This window comes from Amycolatopsis sp. A1MSW2902 (assembly GCF_017312175.1).
GTDB classification, from domain to species: Bacteria; Actinomycetota; Actinomycetes; order Mycobacteriales; family Pseudonocardiaceae; genus Amycolatopsis; species Amycolatopsis nivea.
In genome coordinates, this window is the sequence record NZ_QJPO01000001.1 from 8,916,520 (window position 1) to 8,936,352 (window position 19,833).

Here is a 19,833-nt window from a genome sequence, read left to right on the forward strand (position 1 = left end):
CAGGATTCTGACATACAGTGGCTCGTGTCAGGAACCTGACACGAAGAAAAGGAGCAGCACCGTGCCCGCCATCGGCCCCGATTTCCTCTCCCTCCAGGCGCTTGACCTGGACGCTTCCCAGGCGTTCTACGAGCGCTACCTCGGCCTCGTCCGCTCGCCGGCCGGACCGCCGCACGCCGTCGTCTTCGAGACGAAGCCGATCGCGTTCGCCCTCCGCGAGGTCGTGCCCGGCACTGACCTCGCCTCCGTCGCGCAGCCCGGCATCGGCGCCGCGATCTGGCTGCTCGCGACCGACGTCCAGGCCATTCACGACGCGCTCGTCGCCGACGGGCACCCCATCGTCTCCGCGCCGATCGACGGTCCCTTCGGCCGCACGTTCACCTTCGCCGACCCCGACGGCTACCACGTCACCCTCCACGACCGTGGCTGAGGCGAGCACCCTCGTTTTCGGGGCTACCGGAGCACTCGGCCAGCATGTCCTGGACGCGCTGGTCGAGCGGGGCAGGAGTCCCGAGACGATCACCGCGGCCGGACGCAACCCGGCGCGTCTCGCGGAACTCGCTTCCGCCGGTTTCCGTGCCGCGTCCGTCGACCTGTCGGATGAGTCGGGCGTCGCGGACCTGGTCGCGCGGCATTCGGACATCGTGTTGATCTCTGGCCGCGACGAGAATCGCCTCGCGCAGCACGAGTCGGTCATCAAAGCCGCGAAGAACGTCCGGCACCTCTACTACACCAGCGGAGTCCGAGCCGACGACGACCGGTTCGAGATCAACGCGGACCACCGGGCGACCGAGAAGGCCCTGGTCGATTCCGGCGCGCCGTACACGATCCTGCGGAACACTTGGTACATCGAGAACTACGTCCAGTCGCTGGCCGGACCCCGCTTCACCGGCGTTCTCGCCGCGGCGACCGGTGACGCTGTTGTCGCGGCGGCCAGCCGGAAGGATCTGGCCGAGGCGCTGGCCGTCGTGGTCACCACCGAAGGGCACGACAACGTCACGTACAACCTTTCCGGCGACACGGACTTCACCTACGCCGACATTGCCGACGCGATGTCGGTGGTGCTGGAGCGGGAAGTCGCCTATCAGCCGGTCACTCCCGGGGAATTGCGGGCGCTGCTCCGCAAAACAGGCATGGCTGATGAGATGGCCGATTTCCTGGTCAGTCTGGACGAAACCATTGCTGCCAGGGTTTTCGTGCGGGTCGGTGACGATCTTTCCCGGCTCCTCGGCAGGCCGACGACCGGCCTGGTCGAAGGGCTGACCGCGAAGTGAACGCCGCTGCCCAGCGCTTCTGGATCAACACCGTCAGCCTTGACCACGTGGAAGCCGCCGTCGAGGGCGGCTTCACCCAGGCGGATCACGGTGCGGGCAAACGTCTTCGCCAGCCGCGTCCCGGCGACGAGATGATTTTCTACTCGCCGCGCACGAGCTTGCAGGGCGGCGCGCCGGTCCGGCAGTTCACCGCGTGGGCCACCATCACCGGCGAAAAGCCTTACCAGGCCTACGTCAGCGACGACTTCCGGCCGTGGCGGCTCGCGGCTTCGTTCCACGCTTGCGCGCGGGTGGACGCGAAGCCGCTGGTCGGCCAGTTGTCGTTTGTCACCGACCCGGCGCATTGGGGTCTGCCGTTTCGCCGCGGTCTGTTTCCCGTGCCACAGCAGGATTTCGCGACGATCCTCGCGCGGATGACCGCGTGAAGTCAGCTGTGGTGCGCGTCCGCGTCCCAGCTGAGGAACGCGTCCAGCGTCGCTGACCGGTGCGCCCGCGCGCAGTGCTCGATCCACTCGGCCCCGGAACCGGAGCGGATCAGGTCCAGCAGCTGGTCGTGTTCGGCGACGGAGGCGAGCGCGCGGGCGGGCACGAACGAGAAGGTCGAATCGCGGATCGTGGCGAGCTGGGCCCAGCCCTTTTTGACCAGGTCGACCAGGCTCGGATTGGGGCAGCGGGTGTAGAGCACCTCGTGGAACTCGTGGTTGAGCCGGGTGAATTCGACCGGTTCGAGCTGGCCGAGGCCGGCGCGCATCCGGTCGTTGAGCTCGCGCGCCTCGGCGAGGTCGTCGGCCGTCAGATGGGGTGCGGCGAGCGCGGTCGCCGCGCTTTCCACGATCGCGAGCATCTGCATCGTGTGCTCGTAGCCGACCGGATCGATCGCCGCGACGGTCGCGCCGACGTTGCGTTCGAAGTGCACGAGGCCCTCGGCCTGCAGCAGCCGCACCGCTTCCCGCACCGGGACCGTGCTCACGTCGAATTCCTTGGCCAGCGAACCCAGGACGAGCCGGTGCCCGGCCGGGTATTCGCCCGCGGTGATCCGGGACTTCAGCACTTGATACGTGTGCTGGCTCTTGCTCAGCCCCGCCTGCTCGTGCGTGGTGGACATCCCTGTCGCCTCCCCTTCGCCACCCGCCGCGGCGGGGTGTCCAGGCAACCGTAACCGGTCCGTTCGCTCTGCTAAATAATATACCATCTGCCCGCTGTGGCCATTGACTGGAATCGGCGGGCACGCTGCCAGTTTCGACCACTGTAGACAAAAGTCCTGCTCAGTTACCTGATTGAGGCTTGTCGGGATGGCGGCTGATTATATACGATCTGGCACGGTCTGAAGCACTGTCAGCAGGGGAGGCGCGATGCCGCGCACGTCCGGGATCAGCAGAGAGCACCGCCGCGTCGTCCTGGCGGCGATGGTCGGCACGACTATCGAATGGTTCGACTTCTTCATCTACGCGATCTGCGCCGGATTGGTGTTCGCGACGCAGTATTTCGCGGTCCTCGGCAAGGACGCGCTGATCGTGTCGTTCGCGACGGTCGGCATCAGCTTCTTCTTCCGCCCGATCGGGGCGGTGATCGCCGGACATCTCGGCGACCGGCTCGGCAGGCGCGCGATGCTGATCCTCACCCTGCTGCTGATGGGGATCTCGACGGTGCTGATCGGCCTGGTGCCGAACACCGCGTCGATCGGGGTGTGGGCACCGATCATCCTGGTGCTGCTGCGCATCGTGCAGGGGCTCTCGGCCGGCGGCGAATGGGGTGGGGCGGCTTTGCTCGCGGTCGAGCACGCGCCTGCCGAGCGGCGCGGGCTGTACGGTGCGTTCCCGCAGATCGGCGTGCCGATCGGGCTGCTGCTGGCCAACGGCGTCCTCGCGCTGGTCACCGCGCTGACCTCGCCGGAGCAGTTCCTGGCGTGGGGCTGGCGGATCCCGTTCCTGCTGAGCGTGGTGCTGATCGTCGCCGGACTGATGATCCGGTCGCGAGTCGCGGAAAGCCCGGTGTTCGAGGAGGTCCGCGAGAAGAAGGCGCGGTCGAGCATGCCGCTCGTGCAGTTGTTCCGGCACCACTGGAAGCTGGTCGTCGCGGGCGCGCTGCTGTTCGCGGCCAACAACGCCGTCGGGTACATGACCACCGGCGGATACGTGCAGTCGTACGCGACGAAGACCCTGCACCTCGGCCGGTCGACCGTGCTGATCGCGGTGATGCTGTCCGCGGTCGCCTGGCTGGTGAGCACGCTGGTCGGCGGCTGGCTCGCGGACCGGATCGGCCGCGTCCGCACTTACCGGATCGGGTTCGTCATCCAGCTGGCGTGGATGTTCCCGTTCTTCGCGCTGATCAACACGGCCAACGTCGGACTGCTCCTGGTGGCGCTGTTCCTGTTCTCGGTCGGGCTCGGGTTCACCTACGGCCCGCAGTCGGCGCTGTACGCGGAGATGTACCCGACGACAGTCCGCTACAGCGGCGCGGCGATCTCGTACGCGATCGGCGCGGTGCTCGGCGGGGCGTTCGCGCCGACCATCGCCGAAAGCCTGCAGACCAGCACCGGCACGGTCTACGCGGTCGGCGGCTACCTCGCCGTGATGACCCTGATCGGCCTGGTCACCAGCTTCTTCGTCAAGGACCGGAAGGGCGCGTCGCTGAGTTCCGCGCCTTCGAACGCACAGGCAACCACCGTCGAAAACGTCTGAGCGGGGGCGCGCGATGCGGACCCAGACCCGAAGCGACTACTGCGCGTGGCTCGACGCGGCCGCCCGGGACGCGCACGACGCGATCAACCGGATCCACGTCGAGGCTTACGCCGATCTGGTCCGCGCCGCCGAGCTGTACAAGGGCGAGCTGGCCTGCCGCCGTCCGGCACGGCGGCAGGCGCCTAGTCTGCCCGGCCGGGGTCAGCGCCATCGGAGCCATCGGGCCCACGGGCTGCGGGGTTCCGCGATGGCGCGCGTCGAGGGGTCGCGGTTCGCCGATCCCCGGCCGGGCGGGTAGAAAGGGCGGCGGCGGCCGGTCGCCGCTCCCCGCGGCGCCGGCCGGTTGAGCCGACCCCGAGGAGGAGCAATGCCGGACCAGCAGCCGAACCCGCTGTGGCACCCGTTCGCGGACATGGGCGCGGTCGACGGAAACCGGTTCGTGGTGACCCGCGGCGAGGGGTCCTATGTCTGGGACGACGCGGGCCGCCGTTACTTCGACGCCTCCGCGTCGCTGTGGTACTCGAACCTCGGGCACGGCCGTCCCGAGATCACCCGCGCGGTGACCGAGCAGCTGGAGAAGCTCGACGCGTACAACCTGTTCGGCGGCGTCGCGAACGAACCCGCGCTGAAGCTGGCTTCGCGGCTGTCCGAGCTGGCTCCGGTGCCGGGGTCGAAGGTGTTCCTCGGCTCGGGCGGCGGCGACATGGTGGACACCGCGGTGAAGATCGCGCGGTCCTACTTCGTCCACACCGGACGTCCGGAGAAAACCCACATCATCAGCCGGACCCAGGGCTACCACGGCACGCACGGATTCGGCACCGCCGCGGCCGGCATTCCGGCGAACGCGGAGGGCTGGGGTCCGCCCGCCGCGGATTTCTCGCAGGTGCCGTATGACAACGCGGCGGCGCTGGAGGAGGAGATCCTCCGCGTGGGGCCGGAACGGGTGGCCGCGTTCTTCTGCGAACCGGTCATCGGCGCGGGCGGCGTGCTGCTGCCGCCGGAGGGCTACATCGAGGAAGTGGCGGCGATCTGCCGCAAGCACGAGGTGCTGTTCGTCGCGGACTGCGTGATCTGCGCGTGGGGCAGGCTCGGCACCTGGTACGGCATCGACCGCTGGTCGGTGCAGCCGGACCTGGTGACCACGGCGAAGGGCGTGACGAGCGGGACGATCCCGCTCGGCGTGCTGCTGGTCGCGCCGCACGTGGCGGAGCCGTTCTTCACCGGCCGTCCGGGCGCGCCGATCCTGCGCCACGGCGCGACGTACGCCGGGCACCCGGTCGCCTGCGCCGCGGCGAACGCAACGCTGGACATCTACGAGCGCGACGACATCATCCCGCGGGGCAAGGCACTGGAGAAGCCGCTCGCGGACGCGCTGTCCGGTGCGGTCGGGCACCCGGCGGTGGCGGAGGTCCGGGCCGGGCTGGGATTCCTGGCCGCGGTGGAACTCGCGCCGGACCTGCTGGCCGCGGACCCGGGCGCGCCCGGGAGGCTGCACAAGTTCCTGCTCGAGGAGGGCGTGATCGTGCGCTCGCTCGGCAAGGGGATGGCGGTGTCGCCGCCGCTGGTCGCCGAAGAGGCGGAACTGGACCTGCTGGCCACGGCCGTTCCGCGGGCCTTGGACCGGTTGCTGAAGAACTGACGCTCTTGCGACACTGCGGCGGCACCGGGGTTTCCGGTGCCGCCGCAGTTGTCTGTCTACAAAGGACTACTTACAGGAGAGCGTCCCGGTGCGCAGCGCGTGGTTGTCGTCGTTGCCGTCGTCGGACCACACGACCTGCTTGCTTCCGTTCGCGCAGGTCGGCGAGATGGCGAAGCCCTCGTTGTTGTAGTTCGACATCCCGGACGGGCGGTCGTACTGCGCGGTGGCCGCGAACGCGCCCTTGGAGTTGACGTCGAGCGTGCTGGTGCGGCCCTTGCAGGTGTTGTCGCATTCGGCCCACAGGTGGCCGGTCGACGGTTCGTACTCGAGATCCATGATCGCCGGGAACCCGCTGTCGATGGTGGCGACGCGCGTGTACTTGCCCCCGGACTGGTCGAGCGCGTACGCGTAGACCTTCCCGTTGTCCTCGAGCCCGACGAAGTACAGGCCGGTCCCGTGGTTCGGATAGCTCGCCGGGTTGTAGGCGGCTTTCGTGTGCTCGTCCCGGAATTTGTGCGCGGTGAGCGCCGAGTCCGGGACCCAGGAGATGGCCTCGAGCCCCTTGTTGGGCTCGACCGACGGCAGGTCGGAGGTGAGGTCCCACTCCCCGGTCGCGTTGAGCGACTTGCCCGATCCCGAGGTCGCGTACCGAAGCACGGCGGGCTTGCTCGTATCGCCGTCGTCGTTGTCGCGCTCGGTGGCGGTGAAGACGCCGTCCGGAGTGAAGACGACCCCTTCGGCGTCCGGGTCGCCGCTGCCGTCGGAGTAGTGCATGGACTTGCCCTCGGGCCAGCCGTTGGCGGTGTCGGGCCGCCACTTGGCGCCGTCCTGGACGAGCCGGTACAGGGTGCTCGGGCCGTTCTTCACCGCCCACAGCACGGTGGGCGATTCGTACGACACGCCGCTGAGGTTGCTGCCGAAAACCCCGGAGTCGTCGGCGATGGCCACCTTTGACCCGCCAGGCCACGCCGTAGCCTTCGGGGCAGCCGCCGGCGCCGCGTGAGCCGCACCGGCCCCGACCGCGAGCGCGAGGACCGCCAACGCGACGGTGCCCCGGATTTTTCCACGCCGGCTGTTTCCCCGCAGATGTGTTCCACGCTGGTGCGCAAGCAAAGGAGCCGCTCCTTCTGTCCGTCGGGCACGGATCGCAGGACCGTGCCGAGGTGGTCGCTGCTGACAAGCGGCGGTCCCGCAGACGCGGGACTTACAGCAGTGGGTGATCGACAGTGGAGCACACAGCGTGGCCGGTAAGCAACAAACAGCAGGTAACGTTGTCCCACTGACCGGCACGACGGTGATGTGTCGGCCGATTACCGTGCTGTCGACGGGCAAACGGTCTCTCGGGAAGGCTCCGGGCGGCGGTTGAGTGGTGACCGGGTGACGGCCGCTTGGCGACGGTCACCGGGCGGTTGTTCGGTGACCTTTGTGCGGGGTCGCCGGGAGAGTTGCTTGGCGACCGTCGCCGAGCGGACGCCGCACCACGGATGGCCGCTGCGCCGCGGTCTTCGGACAGCAATTGCCGGGCGTCACCGGGGAGCGCCGCCGGTCGCCGGACGGGAATCGCCGGGTGCCGGGCGGGGATCGCCGGGCACCGCCGGGACCGCTGCTCGGCGACTGGCACCGAGCGGAAATCGCATCAGGCGGATGGCCGCTGCGACGCCCGCTGAGCGGCGGTTGCCGGACGGCAATCGCCGGAAGTCAGCGGGAAGCGCCGCCGGTCGCGGGGCGGGAATCGCCGGGTGCCACCGGTGAAAGCAGCCCATCATTGGGCTGCGATCGCGCGGAGCCGTCGGGCGGTGCCGCCGGTCGCTGGACGGCGATCACGGGATGCCATCGGAGCGGATCGCCGACAGCCGGGGGACGATCGCCGGGGAGCCGTCGGGGGAGTGGCACCGGTCGCGGGGCGGCAATCACCGGAAGCCACCGAGCCTTCGGCGACAGCCGCGCGCTGCCGGGTCGCACTCACCGGAAGCCACCGAGCCGTCGGCGACAGCCGCGCGCTGCCGGGTCGCACTCACCGGGGGCCGTCGAGCCGTCGGTGACAGCCGTCCACTGCCGGGTCGCACTCATCGGGGGCCGTCGAGCCGTCGGTGACAGCCGCCCGCTGCCGGGTCGCACTCATCGGGGGCCGTCGAGCCGTCGGTGACAGCCGCCCGCTGCCGGGCCGCGATCACCGGAAGCCACCGAGCCACCGGCGACAGCTGCCCGCTGCTGGCCCGCACTCACCGGAGCCCACCGAGCCACCGCCGAAAGCCCCCATCGCCGGGGCCGCACTCAGCGAGCCACAGTCCGCCACACCGGTACATTGACGACCGCCGCGGGCATCCCCGGAGCGCCGCTGTCCCCGGGGACGATCGTGAACCGCCACTTGTCCACTCCGCCGCCCATGATTTCGGCATAGCGGCGGGCGCCGTCCGCGTTCGCGAAGCGGACCTGCTGACCACTGGCGAGGTGGGTGATCTTGACCGCCACACTGCCTCCTGGGGATCGATCGACGGACACGTTCTGCCTGGGTGCCGGCCCGCGGAGCTTCCCCCTCCGGGGCCGGCCCACCCAGTAGAACACGTGTTCGATTCTCGCGGCAATCCAGGTCCCCCTCCCGAGCGACCCACGCGCGGCTGACGCGGGAAGACCGCCAGCCCGGCAAGGAAAACCCGCGAGACATCGTGGGGTTGGCCGACGAGGCGAGCGGCGGCGAGTGAAGTTCCGGCAGTGGCCGGAGCGAGTCGGAAGTGTCGTGAGCTCGCTTGCCCCAACGCGGGACTGTCGGACTGATCCGGGGCGCGGGCGACCCCAACGGAATCAGCCCGAACAGCGCCGAAACCGCTTACCCCACACCAGAAACGCGGGCAGACCGCATCATCGCCACCCGAGGCCACCGGTCCAGTCCCCGTGCGATTTCCGCCCGCCGGATCTCCCGCAGGGCCGGACCCTGATCCTCGTCGGCCAGCACGCGGAACCCGAGTCGCTCGTAGTAGGGCGCGTTCCACGGCACCTCGGCGAACGTCGTCAGCGTCAGCCCGGACAGCCCGCGCTCCGCGGCCCACGCCCCGACCGTCTCGATCAGCGCCCGCCCCAACCCGCGGCGCGCGTGGCTCGGCAGCAGCGAAACCTGTTCCACATGACCGAAACCGTCGACCTCCTCGGCGAGCACGTACGCCGCGATCGTCCCGCCGTCGTCCCAAACCCAGCAGCGGCCCGCGGACTGGAACACCGAGAGCTCGTCGACCGAAGGCGGAGCGTCATCGGCGATCTCGGCCATGCCGACCGTCCGGAACGGTTCTCCGGCAGCACGTTCGAGGTCAGGCAGCGCAGGAAGATCGGCGGGGACAGCGAGACGGATCACCGGCCCGACTTTACGGCTACACGGAGTACTCGGAAATCGCTTTTGCGATCTGCCCGGCGTAACCGCGCAACGCCATGATCGCCCGTTCGCGCTCGGCGTCGCCGATGCGGGTGGCCGGGCCGACGAACGTCAGCACGCTCGGCCGGTGCCGGTCGACGTCGACCGGCACCGAGCAGCACCACACGCCGTCCTCGATCTCGCCCCAGCTCTGCACGTAGCGGTTGGCCAGCGCGTCCTTGAGGTCGTCGCGCACCTCGGCGCCGCGTTCCGCGGAGATCCGGGCGACCTGGCGTTCGCGTTCACCGTCGGGAAGGAGGGCGAGCAGCATCTTCCCGGTCGCGCCGACGCCGAGCGGGGTCGAATGCCCCGGCTGGAACGTGAACCGCATCGGGCGGTCGCATTCCACCCGGTCGCTGCACACCGCGACGTCGCCGAAGTGCTGGAACAGCAGCACGGTCTCGCCGAGTTCGCGCACCGCCTCCTCCATCAGCGGCCGCGCCACCCTGGCCAGGTCGTTCGCGAGCCGGGCAGCGCGCGCGAGCGGCATGACGCGGCTGGTGAGGTGATACCGCCCGGACCGCGACTCCTCGAGCAGCTGCAGCTCTTTCAGCAACTGCACGTAGCGGTAGGTGGTGGCGACCGGGCTGCCGACCACCTCGGCGAGTTCCGCCACGCTGGCCTCCCAGCGCTGTTCGGTGAACGACAACAGCAACTGGAGCACTTTCCGGGAACTGTTGGCACCGGCCGTGCGACGGAGTCCGGGTTCAGACATCCTGAAACCTCTCCGTAGGAGCACCGAATTCAGTCACGAACGCGTCGGTAAATTACCACAGGTCACGGTTTTTCTGACACAGCAAGAAACGGCGTGAGCAATCCGGGAACGGCGGCGTCGGCGAGCGCGAGCCCGGCGCCCTGCTCCACGTCGAGCACGCGGTAGTGCCCGCGACCGGCGGCGACCGGGGCGATGACGGTGACCAGCCCGGCCCGCCGCTGGAACAGCGACTGCTGCACGACGATCCCGGTGAGCCGGTCACGCCGGACCGCGACCGTAGCCCTGGCCAGCGACCCGGAACGGGTCACCAGATACCGGCCGGTGATCGCGTGGCCGAGCGAGCGGTACCGGTCGAAGCCGGCCAGCACCGCGAACGGCAGCAGCACCAGCGCGGCCTGCCACGGCCATTCCGGCAGGACATCGAGCCGGGCCAGCGCGAACAGCGCGGCCGAAAGCGCCAGCACAGCGAACACGGCGCGGGTGATGCGGCGGGTCAGCGCGCGCCGCGAATGCCGTACGAGGGGGACATTCGCGAAGTCCTCGCCGAGCACCTCGCTCGCGATCTCCCGGGCTTTCCCTGCCGGAGCCGGCGGCAGCAGCAGGCCGCCGCCGCGGTCCGCGCCCTTGCCCTCGCGCAGTCCGGCCGCGACCGCGACGCACTTCGCGCCGCCGACCATCCGCAGCGGCAACGGTTCCTTGATCTCGACGCCGCGCAGCCGGTCCTCCTCGATCGACACCGACCGCGTCGTGATCAGCCCGCGCCGGATGTGCAGCGTGCCGCCCGGTTCGCGGGTGAGCCGGAAGTTCCAGAACGACAACACGTATCCGCCGACCGACAGCACCGACACCAGCACGAGCAGCCCGGCCGCGGCCAGCACCACGGTGAGCCACACCGGTTGCTCGAGCGCGCGGGCGGTGAGGTCGCGGAGCGGCCCGAAACTCGTCGGATCGAAGTGCAGTTCGTGCGCGAAGTGATAGACCGTGCCGAGGATCGCGGCGACCACCGCGAGTCCGGACAACGTGAACGGTGCGTAGCGCACCCAGCGCTTGTCGACCTCGGCGACGAGCGACTCGGGCGGTTGCGCCGCTTCGGTTTCCGCCGGTTTCCGGTGCAGCAACAAGGTCCGCAGCCGCTGCGCTTCGGCGCGGGTGACCGCGTCGAGCACCAGCTGGTCCTTGCCCGGACCTTTTCCGTGATCATGGCGTCCGGTACCGATTCGTACCGCAGACAGCGAGAAAAGCCGATGTTTCGGTTCCGAAAGCACGTCTACGGTACGGATTCGATCGAGCGGAATCGCGCGTTGCTTGCGCAGCAGCAATCCGGTGTGCCATTCGATCTGGGTCGCGGTGACGCGATAGCGCGAGGTGAGGCAGTGCGAAATGCCGACGCCGATCGTCACCGCGGTGGCGACGAGACCGATCCACTGCCAGTAGTTCCCGTGGCCGAGCACCAGCGCGCCGACGAGCACCGGCAGCGACTTCACCAGGTCGAGAACCGGGCGGATCAACAACATCCGGCGGTCGAGACGATGCCAGGGCGCGTCGCCGGCGCCTTCGGCCGAGACGGGTGCGGAGGGTGCGGTCGCGTTCACGTCGCGTCCCCGCGCACGGCCTGGGTGGTGCGGGTTAGCTCGTCGGCGAGCGCGACCGCGACGTCGCGGTCGAGTCCGGAGATGCGCAGCGGCCCGGCGGCGGACGCGGTCGTCACGGTGAGCCGGGCCAGCCCGAACAGCTGCTCCAGCGGGCCGCGTTCGACGTCGACCGTCTGGATCCGCGAGATCGGCGCGATCCGCCACTCCTGCTTCAGCCAGCCGGACTGGGTGTAGACGGCCTCGCCGGTGACTTCCCAGCGGTGCACGCGGTAGCGCCACTGCGGCATGACGAGCAGATGCAGCGGGGTCAGCACGCAGGAGAGCAGCAGCGTCACCGTGAGCCACGACGGCGGGTCGTCCGCGGTCGCGACCACCACCGCCTGCACCGCGAGCACGAGCAGCCAGCCCGCCCCCGCGGACGCCGCCCAGTGGCCGATCGCCCGGCGGCTCACCCGGTGTTCGGGCGGGCGCAGCCGCAGTTCAAGCGTGGTGGATTCCTCGATGTTCACGTGCTCAGAGTGCCTGAGCGCGGGGGTCGATGCCCACGACAAGTGTCACGATGCCCCGATCCGGGGTGGCTGGTGAGTGCGGGGCGTTACTATTTCCGCCGCGCGCGGGATGGATTCGCAGCCGGGCCGCGTTGTATCGCGTACGTCCGTGCAAGCGAGCAGCAGGAGGATCCGGTGGGACTCGATCCCGAGGAACTGTACGAGGTGGACTCGGACGTCCCCGACCTGGACGGAGCGGTGCTTCTGCACTTCTTCGAGGGCTTCATGGACGCGGGGTCGGCCGGGCAGCTGGTCACTGACCACCTGGCCGGCGAGGTGGAGAACCGGGTCATCGCGCGGTTCGACGTCGACCGGCTCATCGACTACCGGTCGCGCCGCCCGTCGATGATCTACGCGGTCGACCACTGGGAGGAATACGAGGCCCCCGAGCTGGTCGTGCGCCTGCTGCACGACGACGACGGCATCCCGTTCCTGCTGCTGTCCGGCCCCGAGCCGGACCGCGAATGGGAGCTGTTCGCGGCCGCCGTGCGGCAGCTGGTGGAGCGCTGGGGCGTGCGGCTCACCGTCGGGTACCACGGGATCCCGATGGGCGCCCCGCACACGCGCCCGCTCGGCGTCACCGCGCACGCGACCCGCGAACACCTGGTCGGGGAGCACCAGCCGCTGCCGAACCGCATGCAGGTCCCGGGCAGCGCCGCCGCGATGCTCGAGTACCGCTTCGGCGAATGGGGCCACGACGCGATGGGCTTCGCCGCGCACGTGCCGCACTACCTGGCGCAGTCGACCTACCCGGCCGCCGCGCTGACGATCCTCGACTCGATCGGCAAGGCCACCGGCTTGCGCCTGCCCGACGGCGAACTCCGCACTGCGGCCGAGGTGGCCAAGGCGGAAATCGACCGTCAGGTGGCCGAATCCGAGGAATCCGCCGACGTGGTGCGCGCGCTGGAACGTCAGTACGACACGTTCACCGAAGCGTCCGGGCACAGCCTGCTCGCCGAATCGCAGGAACACATGCCGACCGCGGACGAACTGGGTTCGCAGTTCGAGCGATTCCTCGCCGAACAGGGCGGGGACGGCTCCGAACGCTGAGCCGAGAGGTAAGCAACGCCTGCGGACCGGACCGTCTGCCAGGCCCACCAGAGCCGGGCCGCCATGATCGCCACACCGGACATGGTGCGGCCCGCACGTTGCCGCGAGGCTGCGGGGGCGCGTGTGGCGGGTGACATCTGGTGAAGCTAGCCGGTGCGTGGGGCGGCCTGGCACCCGGACCGGCCCCTAACGCTGCCCGGCGCGCTTCCGCGACTGTGCGTGCGGGGGCCCCTCAGGGAATCTGATTCCGTCAGGGTTCCCCTCACGCACAGTCGCATCCCGCAGAAGGCGCATCGGCTAGCGGGTTCGCGCAGCGTGCGCCGCATGGGCGTGGCTTGGGGTCGTGTCAGCCCGGCCAGCCAGCCAGATACCGCAGCGCCTCGCTGGTCGGCCCGAACGCGTCCCCGAGCAGCGCGTGCAACTCGCGGTTGAACGAGTCGATCACCGGCCGCAACCGGGCGATCGTCGCGTTCCCCTCCGCCGTCAGGTCCAGGACCAGCGCCCGGTGCTGTTCCGGATGCTGCCGCCGGACGATCAGCCCCGCGTCGACCAGCCGTCCGGTCATCGCGGTGATCGCCGATTCGCGCTGGCCCAGCTCAGTGGCCAGTTCCCGCTGGGTGAGCCCGGGCTGGTCGTGCACCGCGAGCAGCGCGCCGAGCTGCGCGGTCGTCACGCCGCCCGCAGCGAGGCAGCGGCGGTCGCCCTCGACGCGCAGCCGGTGCGCCGCGCTCTGCAGCAGGAAGAAAAGACGTTCGTCGGCGGCCATGCGGGGATCTTGACAGTGTTCTCTCCGCGCCGCCATCCTCACTTCACTACTGAAGTACTTCACTACTGAAGTGAGGACTGAAAATGGACATAGACTTCGCGCGCGCCGGGCTCGCCGCGCAACCGTTCAGCGTTCTGCTCGGCGCGCGGATCGAGGAATTCGGCGACGGACGGGCGGTGCTGGAACTGGACGTCCGCGACGAGCTCCGGCAGCAGAACGGCTATCTGCACGGCGGCGTCCTCGCCTACGCCGCCGACAACGCGCTCACCTTCGCCGCCGGAACCGTGCTCGGTCCGCAATTGCTGACGAGCGGCTTTTCCATCGACTACCTCGTTCCCGCGGACGGCGTGCTGCTGCGGGCGGAAGCGACGGTCGTCCAAGCAAGCCGTTCGCGGGCAACGTGCCGCTGTGATCTGTACACAGTGGACGGAGAAGGAAACGCGACGTTATGCGCGGCGGCACAAGGATCCGCGGTGGTCAGGCGGTCGGCGGCTTCCGGGTAGACCGGGCAGTTCGGACGGGTTTCCGGTTGTCCGCTATCGTCCCGGGATGAACCAGGAAAGCCAAGATCGGCTGACGACAAGGACTTTGGGCCCTGCGCTGCGCCGGAAGGCCGGCCTGGTGCTGCGCCGGGCCGCGGCCCGCCTGCACGATCCGCACGCCGAGCAGATCACCGAACTGCGCGCGGAATTGCGCGCGGAACTGGAACGGACGCGCGAGGACCTGCGGTCGGAGGTCGTCCGGCAGGGCGACCGCCTGCTGGACCGCGTGGTCGAGTTCGAGATCCGCAGCCGTCGCGACATCGTGTACGCCGGCGATCAGGACGCGGCGTTGGAGAGCAACATCTTCGCGCGCGAAAGCCTGATCGGGGCACAGCATTTCGGCAGCCCGAAGGAAACACTGGAATATGCGCTTTCCCTCGCGCCCACCGGCGGGATGGCGCTGGAGTTCGGCGTCGCGTCCGGAAACACGTTGCGCACCATCACCGCCGCGCGCGAGGCGACCGAGGTGTACGGCTTCGATTCGTTCGACGGCCTGCCCGAAGCGTGGCTCAACGGCATGCCCGCCGGCGCCTTCGCCCGCGACGATCTGCCCGACGTGCCGGGAGCCGAACTCGTCGTCGGACTGTTCTCCGACAGCCTGCCCGGATTCCTCGAGAAGCACTCCGGTCCGGTCGATTTCGTGCACGTCGACGGCGATCTCTACAGCTCGGCGAAGACGGTGCTGGACAACGTCGGCCCGCGGCTGCGCGTCGGCAGCATCGTGCACTTCGACGAGTTCTTCAACTTCCCCGGCTGGAAACGGCACGAGTACCGGGCGTGGACCGAGCACGTCGAGAAGACCGGCGTCGAGTTCTCTTACGAGGCCTACACGTACAACGACAACCAGGTCACCGTGCGGATCACCGGCGGACCGGGGCTCATGGACTGAAGCAGCCGTGCTCGTTGACCGGTCCGATCGCGGGAAGGATCAGGCCGCACAGGTAACCGTCGATCCAGCGGCCGTTGCCGGTGAGGTTCGCGGCGAAGCGGACGAGCGGGGCCAGTTCGCGGATTCCGTCCGCGAGCGAGGCGCGGTTTCGTTCGAGCAACGCGGTGAGCTGGTCGAGCTGGGCGAGCACTGGGCCGAGCTCACGGTCGTTGTCGGCGACGAGTCCGGACACTTCGCTGCTCAACCGGCGGGCTCCGTCGAGCAGCGACTGAATGGCCGATTCGCGTTTCTGTACCTCGTCCAGCAGCTGGTTGCCGTCGGTGAGAAGCCGGGTCAGCTGGGTGTCGCGGTCGGCGAGGGTGGCGGAAACCGTGCGTGCCTGAGCCAAAAGGTGAGCCAGTTTCGTATCGCGGGCGGAGAGGGAATCGGACAGCCGCGACAGTCCGGTCAGCGTGGCGCGGACGTCGGCCGGGGTGTGCGCGAACGTGTCGGAAATGGCGCGGAAGCTCTGTGACAGCTGAGTGGTGTCGATGGCGTCGACGGTCGTGGCCAGCTGCCGGAACGCGGGCAGGACGTCATACGGAACCGTGGTCCGGTCGCGCGGAATCGGAGTGTCCGGATCCAGCGACCCGACGCCGACCGGATCGAGCGCGAGATACTTCTGCCCGAGCAACGTTTTGATCCGGATCGACGCGGATGTCCGGTCCCCGAGCCACGCCCCCGACACCCGGAAGGACACCCGGACGGACGCGCCGTCGAGCGAAACCTCCGACACCCGGCCGACTTTCACCCCCGCGACCCGCACGTCGTTGCCGGTCTGGAGGCCTGCGGCCTCGCTGAACTCGGCGGCATACGCGGTGCCGTCGCCGATGATCGGCAGATTCGGCGCCTGGAGCGCGGTGAGGACGCCGAGGACGAGCACAGTCATCCCGACGAGAGCGGTGCGCACGGGGCGCCGGTCGGGATGCACAGCGTGGATAGTGGCTCGCCCGGCCGGGTGAGGCCACTCACGCCACCCGAATGGGCGCTTTCCCGCTGTGTCCACTTAGGACTATTGGACTTCCCGCCCAGCGCACGGCCCGTTTCCGGCGTCGCACCCGGCGGCTCCCGTCGTGTGCCATTCTGGCCTGACTGGCTGACGTGACCGGAGTCATCGGAACATCCGGTGCGGGTCGGCCGTTGAAGGGGTGTGCAGGGAGCGCGGACAACCCGTGCCCACGCCGATCGGGGAGGAGCCACCATGCGAGACCTGACCACCGGATTGCACCCGGCGCCAGACCTCGTGGACGACACGGACGCGGCCCGGCAGGAGGAACGCCGCCGCAAGGCAGCGCTGGCCGTCGCGTCGCGGGCCAAAGACGCGCAGGAATGCGCCCTGCTGCTGGACATGCTGGGGCTGCACGCCCCCGGCGGCAGCCGCACCGAGGTCGCCTGAGGCGCTCCGGTTCCGCCGGGTTGTCCCGAGGTTCCGGGGAACACGCCGCTGCCGGTGCGGGCCGGTTGCGGGATTGCCTGATGCGTCAGCCTGGCCCTGGGGAGGGCCGGGCTGGCCGCGGCCGGGTTGTGAGGGGCTGGACGGCTCGGCGTTCTATGCGGGGGTTTCGACAGTGGCGGGTGGGGTAACCCTGCCGGGAGTTCGGTCAGCGACGGGCTGACCGGGCGGTTGAGCGCGCCTGGCGACTTTGCGGGGCTGCAGCTTGGCTGAACGACCATCGGTGCCCGGTGCCCGGTGCCCGGTGCCCGGTGCCCGGTGCCCGGTGCCCGGTGCCCGGTGGGGGTTGCGTCCTTGCCTGAGCAGCTCAGTTCTCGACGGGATCTGGCGGGGTTGGATCTTGTCTGGGCACCGCAAACTTCTTCACGTTGCCGGGCCGCCAATTGGCCGCCACTAGCTTCGCCCGCTCTCCGTGTCGCCCGGCTGCCGCGTGCCGGACCTCTTCCGCGCGCAAGCCTTCCCTCCCAACGCTTCATTGCTCGCCTGAGAGCAGCCCTCCGCCCCGATCCCACGGCCCCGACTGCGCCAAACGGGTGAAATCGAGCCCGGAAATCAAACCCGAAAAACCACGCCGCCCAAGGCAACCAAGACACGAACCGCCCGGAGGCCCGCTCCGCTTGCAGGCAACAAGCCCTTGCTGTGAAAGCGTTTCGCAACTATCGCCCCCGCTCGCACACGGGTGTCCACTAAGGCCAGTCACCCAAAGAATGCGGATTCCGCAGCAACCGACCCCATCCGCACCGGCAACCCAACCCAGGCGGCGAGTCTGATGCGAAAACCGACCCGTGCGCCGAACTCCTGCCAACCATCCAGAGTGGCCCGATTCCTGAGGCACAACAAGGATTCCCGGACTTGCGCGGTCGGGTACTGTCGATGCCCCCGGGTGATATTTTGCTCCGAACGGCTGAGTGTCGCCGACGTATCTGTCACCCTGGTGGAGCATCCTGTACCGGGAAGCGGCCTGGGTCGGGACCGGGCGCAGGGGAGGAAACGCTGTGCAGAACCTGTGGGAAGACGAATATCTCATTCGGCAGCAGCGAGCTCTGGCGGAAATGGTGCGCCTAGGGCGACGAAAGCGCAGTTTCCAGCTGGCGGAACATCTGGCGGCGGAGGGCGGGGTGCATCGGTCGGACGTCCTGGCCGTGACGGCGCTTTTCCTTGCCTGCCAGGCGGTTCGGCGGGGTGACGCGGCGGGCGTGCAAAGGTTTTCGAGCGCGTTTCGCAGTTGTGAGCGAAGCAGCATGGATCTTGCTCGGCAGCTCATGCGTTTGGAAGCGGGCCGGGAACAGGGATGGCTTCCCCGGGTGCATTATGACGAGCTTTTTTCCTACGCTTGGCGAGAAAACCGGCCCGACATTCTGGTCAAAGCCTCGATGATTCAGCCGCGGGATGTTCCGGCGGCCGGATGGTGGGCCGAGATGGAGCGGAATCTCAGCCTGTTATCGGTCTGAACCGGTGCGTTCACGACCAGTCGATCCGGTCGAACAGGCCGCGCAATTTCGTGCCGCGGGTCGCGTTCGTGGCGCTGATCCACGCGATCCGGCCCAGCAGGTGCGCGCGGAAGTCCGGGTGCTCCGCGCGGTTCTGCGGCGCCGGGCCGGTGCGGGCGCAGTTGTGCAGTAGGGCCCGCAGTTCGTCGTACTCGGCGCGGGCGACGGCCGGAGCGGCGTTCACCACCAATCCGGCGACGCGCTGTTGCCGGTAAGCCGGTTTCACTGACGTCTTGTCGTCGCGCAGGCGGAAGCCCTCGTCGGTCACGATCCGCCGGACGCCCGGCAGCAGCCGGTGCAGCGGCAGGCTCGCGTCGCCGGAGAAGGCCAGATCGTCGGCGTAGCGGGTGTAGTTCGCGCCCAGCACGTCGGCGAGGCCGGAGAGCCTGCGATCCAGGTGATGGGTGACCGCGTTGGCGACCGAAGGCGACGACGGCGCGCCTTGCGGGAGGTGCGTGCCGGCGAGATGGCCCAGCATGGCCGATCGGGCGGGCGCGGAGCGCAGGACGTCGACCGGCGTGCGCGTCGTAAGGATCCCGGCGATGGCGGCCGCGACGGCAGGCGGGTAACCGGCCAAGTCGAGCAGCGACCGCACCCGCGTCGCGGTCACGGTCGGGAAGAAGCCGGCCAGATCCAGCCGCACCACCATGTCCTGCCCGGAGTGCGGACGGGCGCAGGTGTGGATCGAGCGGCCGCGGCGGAAACCGTGCGCGGCCTCGTGGACCGGCAGCGCGTCGAGGACGTGCCTGCGGACCCGGCGCTGCACCTCGGCCAGCCGGGGTTTCGGCTGTTCGATGAGCCGCGCGCCGCCGGTGGACGTGGGGATCCAGCGGCAGCGGTAATGCCGCAGCACCGGCCGGGACCGCCGGTGCCAGCCGCGTTCGTCGGCGAACCAGGACAGTTCGCCCGGCGTGAGGTCGAGGGCGGCGGCGCATTCGTCGAACGTGGTCCACCGGGCGACCGGCCATCGCCACACCGGCATCGGTTCGAGCAGCGACGCGGAGGCGACTCGTTCTCCGTTCATCCGCGCTGTCTCGCACGCGGAGCGTGCCGCCGCTGCGCGGGGCGCTGTGGGTACGTGTCGTGCTGCTCCCCGGGGTTGCCCCGGAGTGGGTGGTGCTCCACCGGCTCACCTCCGCGTCGCCGGACCCCACCCTAGCCAAGATCACCGACAAAACCGGCGCCCGGGGAGGAACCCCTGGTGACCGAACACACCCTTGACCTGAAGCCTTGTCTATAGCAACTTTTGCACTATGCAAGGTTTGTCGGATGACGTGGCCGATCTCGAGCGGCTGACTCGCGTGCTCGTGGCCGTGGCCTGGGACAGCGCGCACGCCGCCCCGCGCGGCGTCACCTTCCCGCAGGTGCGATTGCTGGTGGTGCTCGACAGCTTGGGACGCGTGCCGTGTTCCCGGCTTGCCGAGGCGATGGGCGTGAACGCGTCGTCGGTCACCCGGCTGGCCGACAAGCTCGAGGCGCACGGGTACGTCGTGCGCGGCGAGGACGAGCATCGACGCACGGTGGTGACCATGGAGGTCACCACTGCCGGGCGTGAGGTCGTCGCCGGAGTCGTCGGCCGACGCCAGCGTGCGCTGTCCGAACTGCTGACGGAAATTCCGGCCGCGCGGAACGAGGCGGTCTCGACCGCGGTCCGCGACCTGGTCCTGGCGGCGGAATCGGCACCGGGCGTGCCCACGGCGGGGCCGGGCCGGCTGTGAAGGTTCCAGCGCGGGCCGCGCACCTCGGCGACTT

The 19,833-nt window shown here is 69.5% G+C and carries 22 protein-coding genes; 12 read left to right on the forward strand and 10 right to left on the reverse strand.

All coding sequences use genetic code 11. The features are described 5' to 3' along the window. The first annotated feature begins 61 nt into the window (after positions 1 to 61). The 3 genes from DMP23_RS41740 to DMP23_RS41750 are packed head-to-tail and all read left to right on the forward strand — an operon-like array spanning position 62 to position 1,699. Positions 62 to 430, forward strand: coding sequence for a VOC family protein (locus DMP23_RS41740; protein ID WP_337824228.1), 369 nt, complete (start codon positions 62 to 64; stop codon positions 428 to 430). Further along, positions 423 to 1,274, forward strand: a complete 852-nt coding sequence (locus tag DMP23_RS41745; protein WP_337824229.1) for an NAD(P)H-binding protein — start codon at positions 423 to 425, stop codon at positions 1,272 to 1,274. Before DMP23_RS41740 ends, DMP23_RS41745 begins: the two co-directional genes overlap by 8 nt. Then, a complete protein-coding gene (locus DMP23_RS41750; protein WP_337824230.1) occupies positions 1,271 to 1,699 on the forward strand; it encodes an EVE domain-containing protein in 429 nt (142 codons plus the stop codon). Before DMP23_RS41745 ends, DMP23_RS41750 begins: the two co-directional genes overlap by 4 nt. Positions 1,700 to 1,701: 2 nt before the next feature. Here the strand turns inward: DMP23_RS41750 and DMP23_RS41755 are convergent, their stop codons facing one another. Then, on the reverse strand, positions 1,702 to 2,379 hold the full coding sequence (locus tag DMP23_RS41755; RefSeq protein ID WP_336157515.1) for a GntR family transcriptional regulator: 678 nt from the start codon (positions 2,377 to 2,379) through the stop codon (positions 1,702 to 1,704). Positions 2,380 to 2,626: 247 nt separating this feature from the next. Here DMP23_RS41755 and DMP23_RS41760 point away from each other — a divergent pair, with 247 nt between their 5' ends. From DMP23_RS41760 to DMP23_RS41770, 3 genes are all read left to right on the forward strand, one after another. After that, positions 2,627 to 3,955, forward strand: coding sequence for an MFS transporter (locus DMP23_RS41760; RefSeq protein ID WP_238604386.1), 1,329 nt, complete (start codon positions 2,627 to 2,629; stop codon positions 3,953 to 3,955). 13 nt (positions 3,956 to 3,968) lie between these two features. Beyond that, a complete protein-coding gene (locus tag DMP23_RS41765; RefSeq protein WP_337824231.1) occupies positions 3,969 to 4,253 on the forward strand; it encodes a hypothetical protein in 285 nt (94 codons plus the stop codon). A 69-nt stretch (positions 4,254 to 4,322) separates the two neighbouring features. Then, positions 4,323 to 5,594, forward strand: coding sequence for an aminotransferase family protein (locus DMP23_RS41770; protein WP_337824232.1), 1,272 nt, complete (start codon positions 4,323 to 4,325; stop codon positions 5,592 to 5,594). Between the two features lie 66 nt (positions 5,595 to 5,660). Here DMP23_RS41770 and DMP23_RS41775 read toward each other — a convergent pair whose 3' ends face one another. The 6 genes from DMP23_RS41775 to DMP23_RS41800 form a co-directional block, all read right to left on the reverse strand. Beyond that, entirely contained in the window at positions 5,661 to 6,542 is an 882-nt protein-coding gene (locus DMP23_RS41775) for a hypothetical protein (protein WP_337824233.1), read from the reverse strand. Positions 6,543 to 7,868: 1,326 nt separating this feature from the next. Beyond that, complete coding sequence (locus tag DMP23_RS41780) at positions 7,869 to 8,066, reverse strand: hypothetical protein (RefSeq protein ID WP_037715481.1); 198 nt, start codon at positions 8,064 to 8,066, stop codon at positions 7,869 to 7,871. A gap of 355 nt (positions 8,067 to 8,421) precedes the next feature. Continuing rightward, on the reverse strand, positions 8,422 to 8,940 hold the full coding sequence (locus DMP23_RS41785) for a GNAT family N-acetyltransferase (protein WP_337824234.1): 519 nt from the start codon (positions 8,938 to 8,940) through the stop codon (positions 8,422 to 8,424). A gap of 16 nt (positions 8,941 to 8,956) precedes the next feature. Further along, a complete protein-coding gene (locus tag DMP23_RS41790; protein ID WP_051729280.1) occupies positions 8,957 to 9,712 on the reverse strand; it encodes an IclR family transcriptional regulator in 756 nt (251 codons plus the stop codon). Positions 9,713 to 9,774: 62 nt separating this feature from the next. Further along, a complete protein-coding gene (locus DMP23_RS41795; protein WP_205673072.1) occupies positions 9,775 to 11,226 on the reverse strand; it encodes a PH domain-containing protein in 1,452 nt (483 codons plus the stop codon). Positions 11,227 to 11,300: 74 nt separating this feature from the next. After that, positions 11,301 to 11,813 carry a PH domain-containing protein gene (locus DMP23_RS41800; protein ID WP_199817936.1) on the reverse strand — a complete coding sequence of 171 codons (513 nt, stop codon included), beginning with the start codon at positions 11,811 to 11,813 and terminating at the stop codon, positions 11,301 to 11,303. A gap of 174 nt (positions 11,814 to 11,987) precedes the next feature. Here DMP23_RS41800 and DMP23_RS41805 point away from each other — a divergent pair, with 174 nt between their 5' ends. Continuing rightward, positions 11,988 to 12,902: a proteasome assembly chaperone family protein gene (locus DMP23_RS41805; protein ID WP_134728155.1), complete on the forward strand. Its 915-nt coding sequence runs from the start codon at positions 11,988 to 11,990 to the stop codon at positions 12,900 to 12,902. Positions 12,903 to 13,248: 346 nt separating this feature from the next. On the opposite strand, the gene DMP23_RS41810 is transcribed toward DMP23_RS41805, so the two are convergent. Continuing rightward, positions 13,249 to 13,668, reverse strand: a complete 420-nt coding sequence (locus DMP23_RS41810) for a MarR family winged helix-turn-helix transcriptional regulator (protein ID WP_337824235.1) — start codon at positions 13,666 to 13,668, stop codon at positions 13,249 to 13,251. Between the two features lie 83 nt (positions 13,669 to 13,751). On the opposite strand from DMP23_RS41810, the gene DMP23_RS41815 reads away from it, so the two are divergent. After that, positions 13,752 to 14,171, forward strand: coding sequence for a PaaI family thioesterase (locus DMP23_RS41815; RefSeq protein ID WP_337824236.1), 420 nt, complete (start codon positions 13,752 to 13,754; stop codon positions 14,169 to 14,171). Between the two features lie 46 nt (positions 14,172 to 14,217). Next, on the forward strand, positions 14,218 to 15,099 hold the full coding sequence (locus DMP23_RS41820) for a class I SAM-dependent methyltransferase (protein WP_275293366.1): 882 nt from the start codon (positions 14,218 to 14,220) through the stop codon (positions 15,097 to 15,099). On the opposite strand, the gene DMP23_RS41825 is transcribed toward DMP23_RS41820, so the two are convergent. Beyond that, positions 15,089 to 16,027: an MCE family protein gene (locus DMP23_RS41825; protein WP_337824508.1), complete on the reverse strand. Its 939-nt coding sequence runs from the start codon at positions 16,025 to 16,027 to the stop codon at positions 15,089 to 15,091. The genes DMP23_RS41820 and DMP23_RS41825 overlap by 11 nt on opposite strands. A 312-nt stretch (positions 16,028 to 16,339) precedes the next feature. On the opposite strand from DMP23_RS41825, the gene DMP23_RS41830 reads away from it, so the two are divergent. Together DMP23_RS41830 and DMP23_RS41835 are read left to right on the forward strand one after the other, a co-directional pair. Next, complete coding sequence (locus tag DMP23_RS41830) at positions 16,340 to 16,534, forward strand: hypothetical protein (RefSeq protein WP_037715467.1); 195 nt, start codon at positions 16,340 to 16,342, stop codon at positions 16,532 to 16,534. Positions 16,535 to 17,586: 1,052 nt separating this feature from the next. Then, positions 17,587 to 18,042 carry a hypothetical protein gene (locus DMP23_RS41835; RefSeq protein ID WP_037817055.1) on the forward strand — a complete coding sequence of 152 codons (456 nt, stop codon included), beginning with the start codon at positions 17,587 to 17,589 and terminating at the stop codon, positions 18,040 to 18,042. A gap of 10 nt (positions 18,043 to 18,052) precedes the next feature. Here DMP23_RS41835 and DMP23_RS41840 read toward each other — a convergent pair whose 3' ends face one another. Further along, a complete protein-coding gene (locus tag DMP23_RS41840) occupies positions 18,053 to 19,105 on the reverse strand; it encodes a reverse transcriptase family protein (protein ID WP_337824237.1) in 1,053 nt (350 codons plus the stop codon). Between the two features lie 250 nt (positions 19,106 to 19,355). On the opposite strand from DMP23_RS41840, the gene DMP23_RS41845 reads away from it, so the two are divergent. Beyond that, entirely contained in the window at positions 19,356 to 19,799 is a 444-nt protein-coding gene (locus DMP23_RS41845) for a MarR family winged helix-turn-helix transcriptional regulator (protein ID WP_337824238.1), read from the forward strand. Positions 19,800 to 19,833 lie beyond the last annotated feature (34 nt).

Excerpts from the sequence above, each read along its gene's own strand:
- DMP23_RS41765 (WP_337824231.1), top strand. The coding sequence starts at position 3,969 with ATGCGGACCCAGACCCGAAGCGACTACTGCGCGTGGCTCGACGCGGCC.
- DMP23_RS41830 (WP_037715467.1), top strand. The coding sequence starts at position 16,340 with ATGCGAGACCTGACCACCGGATTGCACCCGGCGCCAGACCTCGTGGAC.
- DMP23_RS41840 (WP_337824237.1), bottom strand. The coding sequence starts at position 19,105 with ATGAACGGAGAACGAGTCGCCTCCGCGTCGCTGCTCGAACCGATGCCG.
- DMP23_RS41760 (WP_238604386.1), top strand. The coding sequence starts at position 2,627 with ATGCCGCGCACGTCCGGGATCAGCAGAGAGCACCGCCGCGTCGTCCTG.
- DMP23_RS41795 (WP_205673072.1), bottom strand. The coding sequence starts at position 11,226 with ATGTTGTTGATCCGCCCGGTTCTCGACCTGGTGAAGTCGCTGCCGGTG.
- DMP23_RS41770 (WP_337824232.1), top strand. The coding sequence starts at position 4,323 with ATGCCGGACCAGCAGCCGAACCCGCTGTGGCACCCGTTCGCGGACATG.
- DMP23_RS41820 (WP_275293366.1), top strand. The coding sequence starts at position 14,218 with ATGAACCAGGAAAGCCAAGATCGGCTGACGACAAGGACTTTGGGCCCT.
- DMP23_RS41825 (WP_337824508.1), bottom strand. The coding sequence starts at position 16,027 with ATGACTGTGCTCGTCCTCGGCGTCCTCACCGCGCTCCAGGCGCCGAAT.
- DMP23_RS41815 (WP_337824236.1), top strand. The coding sequence starts at position 13,752 with ATGGACATAGACTTCGCGCGCGCCGGGCTCGCCGCGCAACCGTTCAGC.
- DMP23_RS41755 (WP_336157515.1), bottom strand. The coding sequence starts at position 2,379 with ATGTCCACCACGCACGAGCAGGCGGGGCTGAGCAAGAGCCAGCACACG.
- DMP23_RS41790 (WP_051729280.1), bottom strand. The coding sequence starts at position 9,712 with ATGTCTGAACCCGGACTCCGTCGCACGGCCGGTGCCAACAGTTCCCGG.
- DMP23_RS41810 (WP_337824235.1), bottom strand. The coding sequence starts at position 13,668 with ATGGCCGCCGACGAACGTCTTTTCTTCCTGCTGCAGAGCGCGGCGCAC.